General features: G+C 63.1%; 12 protein-coding genes. 6 read left to right on the top strand and 6 right to left on the bottom strand.

Translation table 11 applies throughout. The features are described from left to right. The first annotated feature begins 115 nt into the window (after nucleotides 1-115). Nucleotides 116-565 carry an iron-sulfur cluster assembly scaffold protein gene (locus ASD44_RS06555; protein ID WP_056109981.1) on the top strand — a complete coding sequence of 150 codons (450 nt, stop codon included), beginning with the start codon at nucleotides 116-118 and terminating at the stop codon, nucleotides 563-565. Nucleotides 566-595: 30 nt separating this feature from the next. On the opposite strand, the gene ASD44_RS06550 is transcribed toward ASD44_RS06555, so the two are convergent. Further along, nucleotides 596-1,645, bottom strand: coding sequence for an LLM class flavin-dependent oxidoreductase (locus tag ASD44_RS06550; RefSeq protein WP_056109979.1), 1,050 nt, complete (start codon nucleotides 1,643-1,645; stop codon nucleotides 596-598). Nucleotides 1,646-1,886: 241 nt separating this feature from the next. On the opposite strand from ASD44_RS06550, the gene yidD reads away from it, so the two are divergent. The 3 genes from yidD to thrS all read left to right on the top strand — a co-directional run bounded on the left by yidD (nucleotide 1,887) and on the right by thrS (nucleotide 5,379). Next, nucleotides 1,887-2,225, top strand: coding sequence for a membrane protein insertion efficiency factor YidD (yidD, locus tag ASD44_RS06545; RefSeq protein WP_082542396.1), 339 nt, complete (start codon nucleotides 1,887-1,889; stop codon nucleotides 2,223-2,225). 156 nt (nucleotides 2,226-2,381) lie between these two features. Continuing rightward, nucleotides 2,382-3,278, top strand: coding sequence for a restriction endonuclease (locus tag ASD44_RS06540; protein WP_056206733.1), 897 nt, complete (start codon nucleotides 2,382-2,384; stop codon nucleotides 3,276-3,278). Nucleotides 3,279-3,387: 109 nt separating this feature from the next. Further along, a complete protein-coding gene (thrS, locus tag ASD44_RS06535; RefSeq protein ID WP_056109973.1) occupies nucleotides 3,388-5,379 on the top strand; it encodes a threonine--tRNA ligase in 1,992 nt (663 codons plus the stop codon). 43 nt (nucleotides 5,380-5,422) lie between these two features. Here the strand turns inward: thrS and ASD44_RS06530 are convergent, their stop codons facing one another. After that, complete coding sequence (locus ASD44_RS06530) at nucleotides 5,423-6,388, bottom strand: hypothetical protein (protein ID WP_056109971.1); 966 nt, start codon at nucleotides 6,386-6,388, stop codon at nucleotides 5,423-5,425. Between the two features lie 155 nt (nucleotides 6,389-6,543). Here ASD44_RS06530 and ASD44_RS06525 point away from each other — a divergent pair, with 155 nt between their 5' ends. Beyond that, the gene (locus tag ASD44_RS06525; protein WP_056115579.1) at nucleotides 6,544-7,128 is read left to right on the top strand and encodes a nitroreductase; all 585 of its coding nucleotides are present in this window, start codon (nucleotides 6,544-6,546) and stop codon (nucleotides 7,126-7,128) included. Between the two features lie 3 nt (nucleotides 7,129-7,131). On the opposite strand, the gene ASD44_RS06520 is transcribed toward ASD44_RS06525, so the two are convergent. Then, complete coding sequence (locus ASD44_RS06520; RefSeq protein ID WP_056109969.1) at nucleotides 7,132-8,013, bottom strand: CoA ester lyase; 882 nt, start codon at nucleotides 8,011-8,013, stop codon at nucleotides 7,132-7,134. Then, nucleotides 8,013-8,477: a MaoC family dehydratase gene (locus tag ASD44_RS06515; protein WP_056115576.1), complete on the bottom strand. Its 465-nt coding sequence runs from the start codon at nucleotides 8,475-8,477 to the stop codon at nucleotides 8,013-8,015. Before ASD44_RS06515 ends, ASD44_RS06520 begins: the two co-directional genes overlap by 1 nt. A gap of 142 nt (nucleotides 8,478-8,619) precedes the next feature. Between ASD44_RS06515 and ASD44_RS06510 the strand changes: the two genes are divergently transcribed. After that, complete coding sequence (locus ASD44_RS06510) at nucleotides 8,620-9,741, top strand: DUF2336 domain-containing protein (RefSeq protein ID WP_056109967.1); 1,122 nt, start codon at nucleotides 8,620-8,622, stop codon at nucleotides 9,739-9,741. A gap of 6 nt (nucleotides 9,742-9,747) precedes the next feature. On the opposite strand, the gene ASD44_RS06505 is transcribed toward ASD44_RS06510, so the two are convergent. Together ASD44_RS06505 and parE are read right to left on the bottom strand one after the other, a co-directional pair. Beyond that, the gene (locus ASD44_RS06505) at nucleotides 9,748-11,793 is read right to left on the bottom strand and encodes an FUSC family protein (RefSeq protein ID WP_056109966.1); all 2,046 of its coding nucleotides are present in this window, start codon (nucleotides 11,791-11,793) and stop codon (nucleotides 9,748-9,750) included. A gap of 60 nt (nucleotides 11,794-11,853) precedes the next feature. Beyond that, nucleotides 11,854-13,920, bottom strand: a complete 2,067-nt coding sequence (gene parE / locus ASD44_RS06500; RefSeq protein WP_056109964.1) for a DNA topoisomerase IV subunit B — start codon at nucleotides 13,918-13,920, stop codon at nucleotides 11,854-11,856. Between the last annotated feature and the right edge of the window lie 54 nt (nucleotides 13,921-13,974).

Below are 13,974 nucleotides of genomic sequence, written 5' to 3'. Positions count from 1 at the left end.
CTTTGCTGTCGCCTTGTCGATACCGGGCAGTCATCATTATATATGGTCATGCCGAGCGAATGAAAGGCCGCTTGCGGTAAAGCTTGTTCGGCTTGCGGCAGCGGATCGGAAAATAATGATCGACGACGTCTATAATGCGAAAATACTCGGTTTTGCCGGAAACATCGAACGGATCGGCAGGCTGGAGCATCCGGACGCCAGCGCCAAGGCGCATTCCAAGCTTTGCGGTTCGACGGTGACCATCGATCTCAGCATGAAGGACGGCGTGGTGACGGATTTCGCCCATGAGGTGAAGGCCTGCGCGCTCGGCCAGGCGTCGTCCTCGATCATGGCGCGTCATGTCGTGGGCGCGAATGCGGAAGAACTGCGCGCGGTGCGCGAGGCAATGCTGAAAATGCTGAAGGAGAACGGCGCGCCGCCGCAAGGCCGCTTCGCCGACCTCAAATACCTTGAGCCGGTGCGCGACTACAAGGCGCGTCACGCCTCGACCATGCTGACCTTCGACGCCGTGGTCGACGCGATCGGCCAGATCGAAAAGAAGCAGGCAGAAGAAAAGGCGGCCTGAGCCGCCTCGTCCTTCACGGAAAAATGCCGCCTAAGCTGCTTCGTCCTTTTCCGCCAAAAGCTCCCTCACCATCGGAATGACCTTGGTGCCGTAGAGTTCGATGCTCTTCATCATCTTCTCGTGCGACGTCGTGCCCGACGAATATTTCAGGTCGAAGCGATCGGCGCCGAGAGCCTTGACGGTCGCGGCTATCTTCCTGGCCACGGTGTCCGGCGAACCCGCATAGGTGGAGCCATGCTCGATCTCGCCGAGGAAGCCTTCCTTCGTCGTCGCCGGCCAGCCACGCTCGCGGCCGATCCGGTCGTGCATCGCCTTGTAGCCCGGCCAAAGCTCCTCGCGCGCCTGCTCGTCGGTCTCGGCGACATAACCGGGCGAATGGACGCCAAGCGGCATCGCCTCGCCGCCGAGTTGCGACTGCGCGCGCTTGTAGAGATCGACGAAAGGCAGGAAGCGCTTTGGATCGCCACCGATGATCGCCAGCGTCATCGGGATGCTGTAGCGCACGGAGCGAACGACCGATTCCGGGCTGCCGCCAACACCGATCCAGGCGCCGAGTTTGCCGGTTTCGATCTGCGGATAAATCGTCACATCCTGCAACGGCGGCCGCATCTTGCCCTGCCAGGTCACCGGACCGTTGGTGAGAAGTGCCGCGAACAGGTCGAGCTTCTCCTCGAAAAGCGCCTCGTAGTCGTTGAGCTTGAAGCCGAACAGCGGGAAGGATTCGGTGAACGAACCGCGACCCAGAATGACCTCGGCGCGGCCGTTGGAAAGCGCGTTGACCGTGGAGAACCGTTCGAAGACGCGGATCGGGTCATCGGACGAGAGCACGGTCACCGCCGAGCCGAGCTTGATGCGCTTTGTCCTGGTGGCGATGCCTGCCAGCAGAACCTCCGGCGCGGAAACAGCGAAATCGGAGCGGTGATGCTCACCAACGCCGATGAAATCGACACCAACTTCGTCGGCGAGGACGGCTTCGTCCAGTAAGTTGCGGATGACTTGCGCCTGCGGCAGCAACTGGCCGTCAGACCCAACGGTGACATCACCGAAAGTGTCCATGCCGAATTCGATGGTCTTGCTCATTGTCAGTCTCGATCCGCGGGAAATCCGGCGGTAGCCGGTCGCGAGAGGCGCTTGGCCGAGTCCTCGGCAAGCATGGGTGGGTTGGGCGATAAATAGGATAGGCCGCGCCGCGGCGCAAATTGAACAACCTCTACTCACTGTTCAGTCGCGGTTGACAATACAGCCGACGTGAAATCATTCGACGGCCTCGAAAACCGGGCCAAAATCCTTATCTTGGCAGCAGGACCATTTGGGATTTCGCTTGCACGATCCACACAAGCCGCCAGCACGGCAAGGCCGCAACTATTCCGGCCCGTGGCCGAAAACGCCAACTCGGCTTTTCGGCATCGGACTGGTGCGGCTTTATCAACTGACGCTTTCAGGTTTTGTCGGCAACACCTGCCGGCATATGCCGACCTGTTCCGAATACGCCTATGAGGCGATCGCGCGGCATGGGTTGTGGGCAGGCGGATGGATGGGAGTGTTCCGGTTCATGCGCTGCGGGCCCGGCGGAACGCATGGCATCGACAATGTGCCGGAGAGGCTCGAAGGGCGATATCGGTGGTTTCTGCCCTGGCGCTACTGGCAGATCGGCAAATAGGGTTTCGAGCCGCTGCAACAGGTGCGCGCGTTTCTGCATTCGCAGCGATTCTTCCAGCAAATTCATGGTGATCTGAAGCAGACCCCGCAACGTTTTAGTTTGCGTTGCTCGTATTCCGAATTACAAGTCGTAACGGAATTTCGGGGGGAATTCACAATGTTCAGATCTGCGATCACTTATCTTGGTATGACGGTCGCCATCGCTCTTTTCGCCATGGTGTTAGGAGTTGCTGGCGCGATCGTTGCTGGTGGCGACTCGTCTCGTTCCGGCTTGGTCCTTCTCGGCGGGCTGATCTTCTTCTTCAGCCCGGTCATTTCCGGGGCATGGTTCTGGTTCAGGCGCCGCAAGGCACGATCGCATGCCTTTTTGCTTCAGGCCGAGCAAAACGCGATGCTTCACAGACTGGCGAAAGAGGAAAGCGACAGGGACTTTTTGCGGCGACGTTTTCTGGAAAGGCAACGGCTGATCGACGCTGTGGACCGGCATCGGGTCGCCCTGACCAGAAATCTGCAGCGCGCGGTCACGAAAAATGATTACGGGTCGATCGTGTCCGATTCCACCCATGAAGCGCTGCGCGAGTTTTTTGCCAGCATTGCCCTCGACGAGGCCGCTATCGGAAGAACGGAAGCGTCCGAACTGGTTTTTGAGCAACTGGATTTCCGCAGAGCCCAGGATCGGGAATTGGGGTTCGACCCCGGGAACATCCCGTTTGACGGCCATTCCTTCGAAAATTGGGTTGCCGAAGCCCTGGTCGCGTTTGGCTGGCAGTCAGAGATTACAGCGGCCTCGGGAGATCAGGGCATCGACGTCGTGGCTTCGAAAAACGGCAAACGGCTGGGGCTTCAATGCAAGCTCCATAGCGCGGCGGTCGGAAACAAGGCGATTCAGGAAGCTCACGCGGGCAAGGTGTACTACCGGCTCGATGCGGCCGCCGTGGTCACAAACGCCAACTTTACGTCAAGCGCTCGGGACCTGGCGACCGCAACCGGGGTCTGGCTGCTCTCGCATCACGACATTCCCTTTGTTTACGAGAAGGTTTTCGGCGCTCGCTAAGAATGGCAACCGTCGTCACTCCCAATCCGCTTCACATCCGGGATTTTTCGGTTTATGTCGCCAACTCAACCACCCGCGTTCGTATGCGGGACTGGATAGGAGAAGACCGATGGCTCAAGTTTCCCTGACATTCCCCGACGGTTCCGTCCGCGACTACGACGCGGCGATGACCGGCGCCGCGCTCGCCGAGTCGATTTCCAAGTCGCTGGCCAAGAAGGCCGTCGCGCTTGCCATCGACGGCGAACTGCGCGATCTGTCCGATCCGCTGCGGAAATCCGGCAAGGTGGAGATCGTCACTCGCGACGATCCGCGGGCGCTGGAACTGATCCGCCACGATGCCGCGCACGTGCTGGCCGAAGCGGTGCAGGAATTGTGGCCGGGCACGCAGGTGACCATCGGCCCGGTGATCGAGAACGGCTTCTATTACGACTTCGCCCGCAACGAGCCCTTCACGCCGGAGGACTTTCCCGCCATCGAGAAGAAGATGCGCGAGATCATCGGCCGCAACAAGCCGTTCACCAAGCAGGTCTGGGATCGCACCAAGGCGAAAAAAGTGTTCGGCGACAAGGGCGAACGCTACAAGCTGGAATTGATCGACGCCATTCCCGACGACCAGGACCTGAAGATTTACGCACAAGGCGACTGGTTCGATCTGTGCCGCGGTCCGCATATGGCCTCCACCGGGCAGATCGGTTCGGCGTTCAAGCTGATGAAGGTGGCCGGCGCCTATTGGCGCGGCGACAGCAACAATCCGATGCTGACACGCATCTACGGCACTGCCTGGGCAGATCAGGCGCAGCTCGACCAATACATGCATATGCTGGAAGAAGCGGAGAAGCGCGACCACCGCCGCCTCGGCCGCGAGATGGACCTATTCCATTTCCAGGAGGAAGGGCCGGGCGTCGTCTTCTGGCACGCCAAGGGCTGGAAGATGTTCCAGAACCTGATTTCCTACATGCGCCGCCGGCTTGGCGACGACTACCAGGAGGTCAACGCGCCGCAGGTGCTCGACAAATCGCTGTGGGAGACGTCCGGGCACTGGGGCTGGTACCAGGAGAACATGTTCGCGGTGAAGAGCGCGCACGCATTCACGCACCCTGACGATCCGGACGCCGATCAGCGCATCTTCGCGCTCAAGCCGATGAACTGCCCCGGCCATGTGCAGATATTCAAGCATGGCTTGAAGTCTTATCGCGATCTACCGATCCGGCTTGCGGAATTTGGTAATGTGCATCGCTATGAGGCATCCGGCGCGCTGCACGGGCTGATGCGCGTGCGCGCCTTCACCCAGGACGATGCGCATATCTTCTGCACCGAAGAGCAGCTCGAGGCGGAAATCCTGAAAATCAATGACCTGATGATGTCGGTCTACAAGGATTTCGGCTTCGACGAGGTGGTGGTGAAGCTGGCCACGCGGCCGGAGAAGCGCGTCGGCACTGATGCCGCGTGGGACCATGCCGAGGATATTCTGCGGCGTGCACTCTCCCGCATGGCGCGCGAGGACAACCGCATCAAGACCGGCATCAACGAAGGCGAGGGCACGTTCTACGGGCCGAAGTTCGAGTACACGCTGCGCGACGCCATCGGCCGCGAATGGCAGTGCGGCACGACGCAGGTTGATTTCAACCTGCCGGAGCGTTTCGGCGCGTTCTACATCGGCTCGGATTCAGAAAAGAAGCAGCCGGTCATGGTCCACCGCGCCATCTGCGGTTCGCTCGAGCGCTTCCTCGGCATCCTGATCGAAAGCCACGCCGGGCAGATGCCGCTGTGGTTCGCGCCGCTGCAGGTGGTGGTGGCAACGATCACCTCCGATGCGGACGAGTACGTGAAAAAGGTGGTGGCGAAGCTGAAGGCGGCCGGGCTTTCCGCCGAGGCGGACCTGCGCAACGAGAAGATCAACTACAAGGTTCGCGAACACTCGCTGGCCAAGGTTCCGGTCATCCTCGTCTGCGGCAAGCGCGAGGCGGAGGAAGAGACCGTCAACATGCGGCGGCTCGGTTCACGGGATCAGCAATCCTTCGGACTTGCCGAAGCTGTTGGCTTGCTGGTGGACGAAGCTTTGCCACCGGATCTGAAGCGCCAGCGCGCGGGTAACACATAATGCAAAAGGCGATGCCGGCTTGGCCAGCGTCGCCTTTCAAGTGTCAATCGGCGCCTTCCTCGGGGTCGATGGCGGTGGCATCGGACGCAATCACCTCGACCTCGGCGTTCTTGCCGGCCTCGACCTTGATGTCCTTCTGGTAGATTCGGTCGCGGTTCTTGGCGATGACGGTGTAGTCGCCTTCGGCGAGCACCATGGGTGCGAACGCGCCGACCATTTCCTTGATCGGATCGCCGGATTCGTTGAGCACAGACCATGACGTGTCGGCGATGGCTTCGCCCCCGGTTTCACGCACCAGCTTCATGGTGACTTCGGCGGCGCGGTGCTCGACCGTCGCCTCGGTCAGCTTGCCTGCCTCGACGCGAATGTCTGAGCGGATCACTGCGTTGACCGCGCCGTAGGTGGACACAACATGATAGACACCGGCATTGAGGCGCACCACGGTGTTGGGCTGCACGTCCGGAATGATGAGGGGGCGGTCGCCATCCGCTTCGGCATGTCCGTCATAAATGGAGAAGCGCAGCTTGGCGGGCGGAATGCGGACGCCGCCGGACGAAACCGCGTCCAGTTCAAGCCCGCCGGCATCGAGGACGAGGCTTTCGCGCTTCGGTTCCCGGCTGACGGTTATGCGCTTGGTGGCGCCGGCGCGGCCATAGGAGGCGTGGACGAGATAGCTGCCCGGCTCGAGCTGCAACACGCTGGTGCCGCCATGGGCGGATGCGACCAGCGGCAGCTTGCCGTCGGCGCCCGGTTCCGGCCGGAAGACGCGCCAGACGATGCCGCGGGTAATATCGGCGCCCTTGTCCATGAGCTGGGCGCTGAGTGTGATTTCTCCCGCCTGGCCGGTGGCCAGAGACCCATTGCTGCGGGGCGGGGCATAGCCGGAAATATCAGGCAGATGGAGATTGCCGAGGCCATCGGCATCCTGCGTCTGCGCAACCCCTGCGGCCATCGCCAGCATGGCGGCGGCGAGGGCGGGGACAAAAAGGCGGCGGACCTTCAAGAACATGCTTGCGTTGAACCCCAAGCCGGTGGCAATTTCAAGACCCAGAAGCCTAGGCTGACATGCCGGACGCTTCTTTTCCAGCACGACAGTGCAAGCCCGAGCCGCCCGACTTCCCGATGGTGCGCTTCAGCCCAAAATCAGACTTGAAGGATCGCGCCGTGACGTCGCCCATCATAGATTTCCTCCTTACCCGAAATTCCGCGCCGATTCCCGAATTGCGCGACCCGGCTCCCAGCGACGCCGATATTGCAACCATGATCACCGCCGCGTCTCGCGTGCCCGACCACGGGCGGCTGGAACCGTGGCGCTTCATCGTCTACCGCGGACAGGCTCGCGTCGAGATCGGGGAGAAACTGGCGGCGCTGGCCGAGGCGCGGGAGGGGCCGCTTGCGGAAAACCGCCAAAAGCAGGAACTCAGCCGGTTCTCGCGTGCGCCGCTGGTCATCGGCGTGGTCTTCGTGCCGCGCGAAAGCCCGAAGATCCCGGAATGGGAAATGTTCATCTCCGGCGGTATGGCGGCGATGAATTTGATGATCGCGGCGAATGCGCTGGGCTATGGCACAAACCTGATTTCCAACTGGTATTCTGACGTGCCGGAGGGCAGGGCGCTGCTGGGGCTGGCGCCGCAGGAACGGGTGATCGGCTTCGTCCATATCGGCACGCTTGCCAGCCCGGCGCCGGAACGTCCGCGCCCCGATCCGGCAAAGCTGGTGACCGAATATGCGGGGCCGTGGAGGGGATAACGCCTAGACAGCGATACCCGCAGCCTTGCCGCGCGCCAGCAGGCGCTGCGCCAGCCGCAGGTGCGGGCGGTCGTACATCTTGCCGTCGATGCCGACAACCCCCGGATCGCCGGCGGCCTCGAAGGCGGCAACGATCGCTGCCGAGCGCTCCAAGGCTTCCGGTGTCGGCGTAAACGCCGCGTTGATGATCGGCACCTGATCCGGATGGATCGCCATTTTGCCGGTGAAGCCGTCACGCTCGGCCTCGGCGCATTCTGTCGCAAGAGCGGTGCTATTGCGGAAATCCGGGAAGATGGTGTCGATGGCCGCGATCTCTGCCGAACCGGCGGCCAGAATGGTCATCGTGCGGGCCAGACGGAAGACGTCGGTGTAGCGGCCCGTTTCATCGCGCGCGGCGCGTGCGCCGATTGCCGCCGAAAGGTCTTCCGCGCCCCAGGTCAATCCGCTCAGCCGGGCGCTGGCTCCGGCATAGGTGGAGGCGGCAAGCACGCCGGCAGCCGTCTCGGTAATAATCGGCAGGATGGCTATACCGCCGTCCGGCAGGCCGCTTTGCGCCTCGCACACCCGCAGCATGGCCGACAGGTGCTGGACGTCGCGACCGCTGTTCGACTTCGGCAGCATGATGCCGTCGGGCCGGACGGGGACCAGCGCGGCTAGGTCGGCTTCGGTCATGCCGGTCGAGAGATCGTTGACGCGAACATAGACCGCCGCCTTGGTGGCTTTGCGTTGGGCGGCGATGAAAGCGGCGGCGGTCTGCCGCGCCGCATCCTTGTTCTGCTGCGCGACGGAATCCTCGAGATCGACAATCACCACATCGGCTTCGGACGAGAAGCCCTTCGCCAGCTTCCTTTCCGAATCTCCCGGAACGAACAGCAGGGAGCGCATCAGGCGGTTGCCTGGGATGGCTTTTTCATCATCATCGCCTGCCGGATGCATTTGGCGACCAGAACGTCGTGCTGGTTGTAGGCGCGATGCTCGAACTCGACGATGCCTCGGTCGGGCTTCGACTTCGATTCGCGCACAGACACGACCGTGCTTTCGACCCGGATCGTGTCGCCATGGAAGACCGGATGCGGGAAGATCGTTTCCTTCATGCCGAGATTGCCGATGGTGGTGCCCATCGTCATGTCGTTGACGGAAATGCCGATCATCAGGCCGAGCGTGAAGAGCGAGTTGACCAGCGGCTTGCCCCATTCGGTCTTCGAAGCGAAATCGAAATCGATGTGCAGCGGCTGCGGGTTCAGCGTCATGACCGAGAACAGCATGTTGTCGCTCTCGGTCACGGTCTTGCGCAACGTGTGCCGGAAGACATGGCCGACGATGAATTCCTCAAGATACAATCCGGCCATGATGATCCTCCTGCCAAGTTTGATAAGCGCTGGCCGGCGGCGCTTCAAGCGGGTTAATGAACATGGTGAACCGTTCGTAAACCATTTCTGCCTAGGGTTTCGGCAGGGCTGGAACCATTCCGGCCAGGGGCGATCGGGCGGCATGGTTGTTTCGCATTTCCTGAAATGGATCCATACGGCAAAAGTCTCGGAGCGGGTGGCCGCGGCCGCGGCATTGGCCCGCGCCTACATCGACAGAGATATGCCTTTCGACGACCGCTGCGCGGCGGAAGCGGCGCTGACCCTGCTGCTTGACGATCCTTCGTCCAAGGTGCGGCAGGCGATGGCGGAGGTGCTCTCCATGAGCCCTCATGCACCGCCGCAGATCATCAGCGCGCTCGCCTCCGACCAGCCGGAGGTTTCCGGCGCGGTGCTGGTGCGCTCTCCGCTATTGTCCGACGCCGATCTCATCGACCGGGTCGCTGGCGACCAGAGGGCCATCCAGGCGCTGATCGCCGATCGGCCATCGGTTTCCATGGCCCTGGCGGCTGCCATCGCCGAGGTCGGCGAGGCGGAGGCCTGCAAGGTCCTGCTTTCCAACAGCGGCGCCCATGTCGCCTCCCTCAGCTTTCGGCGTATGGCAGAGCGCTTCGGCCATCTGCCTGCCGTGCGCGAGGCGCTGATCGGCGACAGCCGGTTGCCCGCGGACTGCCGCCATATGCTGTTGGTGAAGCTGGGCGAAGCGCTGCAGGGATCGCCGTTCGTGCTGGCGCTGATCGGTCAGGCGCGGGCCGCGAAGGTTACGCGGGACGCCTGCGTCAAGGCCTCGCTGACACTGATCGAAAGTACGCGCGCGGTGGAGCATGCCGCGCTGATCGAGCATCTGCGGCTGCGCGGCGACCTGACTGCTTCGTTCCTCATTCGCACCGTGGCGCATGGCAAGGTGGATTTCTTCGGTTCGGCGCTTGTCGCCTTGACCCAGCAATCCGAGCCACGGGTGAGGGCGCTTCTCGCGGGCGGTCAGGACGTGGCGCTACAGGCGCTGTTCCGTGCCGCGGGCCTTGCCCAAGCAACCCATGGAATCCTGGTCCGCGCCATGAAAATCTGGCGGGAGGTCGCCAACGGCAAGCGCGTCGCCGGTGTGCAGGAGGTCAGCTGGCTGATGCTGAAGGAGCTGGGTGGCCAGCAGGCTGAGGGCGATCTGGCCGTGCTGGTGAAATCGATCCATCTCGAAGCCCTGCGGGAAAATGCCCGCGACCATGCGCTGGCGATCGCCGCTGCTTGAGAGCGATCAATGCTTCCGGTGGAAGAACGCCGGATAATCCTCGACGGCGGCGGCGATGACCCGCATCGAGGCCGCGGCGCGAAGCGCCTCGGAGGACTTTTCCGTAGCCAGTTTCGCGGAAGCGTTTCGCATCGCTTCGACCGATGCCGCCAAGGGGTCGCTGCCTGACGTCACGATCAGGCTGCGCGCCAGCAGGCGCAGGAAATCATCGACGGGGCGGGCGATGTGGGCTGAATGTTCCGGCGCGTCCCTTAACTTCAACACTTCGAGCCCGACGGTGACGGCTGCGATGCTGCCGCCGAACAAGGCCTCACCGCGTCTGCCGGCGCGCTGTGCAAACGGCATCAGCTCGTTGATGCGGTCGTAAGAGAGGCTTTCGAACGCCGATCGCCTGGGCAGGCGGGGGTGCAGGCAAAGCCGAATCAAATCCTCGCGCAAGGCGCCGACGATGCGGGTGACGCGCTGTCGCGGATCGACTGGCAGCACGACGATGAACACGCCGATCGCCAAAAGGATGCCGACCAGCACCGACGCCGCCTGCGCCAGAAACGGCAGGGGCGCGTACGTCATCACCTGATGCGGGTTGAGGAAAACCAGGAAATTGATGGCGAAGGCGGTGGCGACGCCGACATGGCGCTGATTGGCCATGGCAAGCGCCGCCGGCACCAGAATGGGCACGACGGCGAGCGCGAACCAGCCGAAGCCCGGCAATACCGGCAGGACGAGCTGGCCAACGAGAAAGGCGAAGGGCAGAGCCAGCAGCGTTCCCTTGAAGAAGCCCCATGCGACTTCGACAGGCGCCGGGCGGGCGGCAAACAGGCTGGAGACAACGGCGACGAGGATGACGGTGCCGGTGGCCTCGGACCATTGCGTCGCCAGCCAGAATGCCCCGACCAGAAGCGTCGCGAGTCCGGCGCGGACGGCATTGCGCAGCGCTGCCTCATAGTCGCGATGGATGACAAGAGCAGGCTGCTGGCGTCGTCGGCTGCTGGTGGCGGACGGGTAGCGCAGGGCATCAAGACCGCGCATCACCTGTTTCAGGGCTTCGGCGAATTCCGCCGCTACGGTCAGCCGGGTCAGCGTGCCGACGCTGTCCGGCCCTTCGTCCGCCGAACCTTGAATGCGGGCCAGCGCGGCGGCATGGTCCAGCCGGTCGATCCAGTGCCTTGTGTCATCGAGCGTGTCGGGATTGGACGCCGCCATCTCCTCGACGATTCCTTTCAGCTCGGCGCGCACCGGCAGAAGGGTGGGGTTCTGCGGCGCCATATGGCTGTGCAGGGCGCGTGCCGCTGACAGCGCCGACAGGAGATTGCCGATGGTGCGGCGGACAGAATGCGCCCGCGTCGCCAGGCTCGGCGCTTCCAGCCTGGCATAGGCGCGCATTTCGCCAAGCGCCTGGGTATCGGCGATAAGCTTGCGGTACGCGGCTTCGAGGGCTGCTGCTTCTCCGCCGCCAAACGCGCCGCTGGCATAGGCGGCAAGGTCGCCGATGCAGCGTTTCAGCCGGGCGCTCATGGCGTCGCCGGCAAGCTGCGGCAGGATGAGCCGGCTGGTGATGCCGGCGCAGACGATGCCGAGCACGATCTCGGCGCAGCGGGCGATCGCGATATCGACGACAAGGTGCGGCTGGCCGAAGACGGGCAGGGCGATGATCGTCGCGGTATAGCCGGCCAACGCCGCGCCATAGGCTTCCGGGTTGCGCAGCAGCGAGGAGACGAAGGTGCAAAGGCCGATCCACAGAACCAGCGTCGCGATGAGCAGCCAGGGTTCGGGGCCGAAAAGCTTGGTGATGCCGATGGCCGCCAGAGCACCTGCCATGGTGCCGAGCAGGCGGAAGAAGCCTTTTGCCAGCACCATGCCGGCGACCGGCTGCGCGACGATGAAAACGGTCATCATCGCCCATTGCGGGTCGTCGAGCTTCAGCGCGTAGGCGGCAAACAATGCGAACAGGCCGGCGGAGACCGTGCGCAACGCAAAAATCCAGTCGCTCGGGGTTGGCTGGATGAGGCCGGCGATGGTGTCCGCCGTATAATTTCGGATGGTCTGGATCACGTCCGTCTCCCGCGTGACCCGCAGTCTTACCCGGAAAATCCAGTGATGGAACCGCAGCGATCAGATGTCGAGAACTTCGGCCAGGGCAAACTCCGCCCGTTCCTGGATGAAGCGGAAGCGCGCTTCCGGCTTGGTGCCCATTAGCGCATCGACCGCGTCCTTGGTGCCATCCGGATCGGCCTCGTCCACATCGACCCGAAGCAGCGTGCGCTTCCTCCGGTCCATTGTCGTTTCCTTGAGCTGGGCGGCCATCATCTCGCCCAGTCCCTTGAATCGGCCAATCTCGACCTTGCCGCGCCCGGCGAATTCAGTGCGCAAAAGTTCGTCCTTGTGCGCGTCGTCGCGGGCATAGGCGACCTTGCCGCCCTGCCGTATCGAATAGAGCGGCGGCACCGCCATATAGAGATGGCCGCCCCGGATCAGGTTCGGCATTTCCTGATAGAAGAAGGTAATGAGCAGCGAGGCGATGTGAGCGCCGTCGACGTCGGCGTCGGTCATGATGATGACGCGGTCGTAACGCAGATCGTCGTCGCGGTATTTCGAGCGCGTGCCACAGCCGAGCGCCTGAATCAGGTCGGAAATCTGCTGGTTGGCGTTCAGCTTGTCGTTGCCGGCGCTGGCGACGTTGAGGATCTTGCCGCGTAACGGCAGCACCGCCTGGCTGGCCCGGTCGCGCGCCTGCTTGGCCGAGCCGCCGGCGGAATCGCCTTCGACGATGAAGAGTTCCGCGCCGGCCGCCGCGTTCTGCGTGCAGTCGGCGAGCTTGCCTGGCAGGCGCAGCTTGCGCACGGCGCTCTTGCGGGAAACTTCCTTTTCCTGACGGCGGCGCACGCGCTCGTCGGACCGCGCGATCACCCATTCGAGCAGCTTCGAGGCTTCCTGCGGATTGTCGGCCAGCCAATGGTCGAAGGGATCGCGGATGGCGTTCTCGACGATCCGGATTGCCTCGACGGTCGCCAAGCGGTCCTTGGTCTGACCGACGAATTCCGGCTCACGGATAAAGACGGACAGCATGCCGGCGGCCGAAATCATCACGTCCTCGGACATGATGGCCGAGGCGCGCTTGTTACCGATCAGGTCGGCGTAGGCCTTGAGGCCGCGGGTCAGCACGTTGCGGAAGCCGGCTTCGTGGGTGCCGCCCTCATGCGTGGGAATCGTGTTGCAATAGGAGTTGACGAAGCCGTCGCCGCCATACCAGGTCACGGCCCATTCCAGCGAACCGTGGCCGCCCTGTTTCTCGCTCTTGCCGGCGAAGACCTCGCGGGTGACCTGGAAGTCGTCGCCAAGGCTGGCCTTGAGGTAGTCCTTGAGCCCGCCGGGGAAATGGAACTCCGCCTTTGGCGGCGTATCGTCCTTTTGGGTGAGCATCGACGGGTCGCACGACCAGCGGATGTTGACGCCGCCAAACAGGTAGGCCTTCGAGCGGGCCATGCGGTAGATGCGGGCCGGCTCGAATGCGGCATTCTTGCCGAAGATGTCCGGGTCGGGATGGAAACGGGTGCGGGTGCCGCGGCGGTTGTGCACCTCGCCGAGGGTTTCCATCGGCCCTTGCGGAATGCCGCGCGAAAAGCGCTGGCGATAAAGCTGGCGGCCGCGCGCGACCTCAACCTCGCAAAAGTCGGACAGCGCGTTGACCACCGAAACGCCGACACCGTGCAGGCCTCCGGACGTCTCATAGACCTTGCTGTCGAACTTGCCGCCGGCGTGCAGCGTGGTCATGATCACTTCAAGCGCCGACTTGTCCTTGAATTTCGGGTGCGGATCGACCGGAATGCCGCGGCCATTGTCCGTCACCGTCAGGAAACCGTCGGCGGAGAGCTCGACCTCGATGAAGGTGGCGTGCCCTGCCACCGCCTCGTCCATGGAATTGTCGATCACCTCGGCGAACAGATGGTGCAGCGCTTTCTCGTCGGTGCCGCCGATATACATGCCCGGGCGACGACGCACCGGCTCAAGTCCCTCCAATACCTCGATGTCGGCGGCGGAATAGCCTTCGCTACCGTCGCGCATGGCAGGTTTCCTGGGAGAGGCGGCGGCCTGCACCAGCGGGTCGGCCGGGCGCGAAACGGGGCGCGCGGGCTGCGCCGGCTTTTCAGAGCCGCCGAAAAGATCGTTCATGTCGTCCATATTTGCCGCAAATTCCGTCACTGCGAATCACCGCAGATACTGCCACGCATTGCG

It is taken from the genome of Mesorhizobium sp. Root554, from assembly GCF_001427025.1.
Classification (GTDB): Bacteria; Pseudomonadota; Alphaproteobacteria; order Rhizobiales; family Rhizobiaceae; genus Mesorhizobium.
The sequence above is the reverse complement of the archived record's forward strand: the minus strand, read 5'-3'. Positions and strand labels throughout refer to the sequence as shown.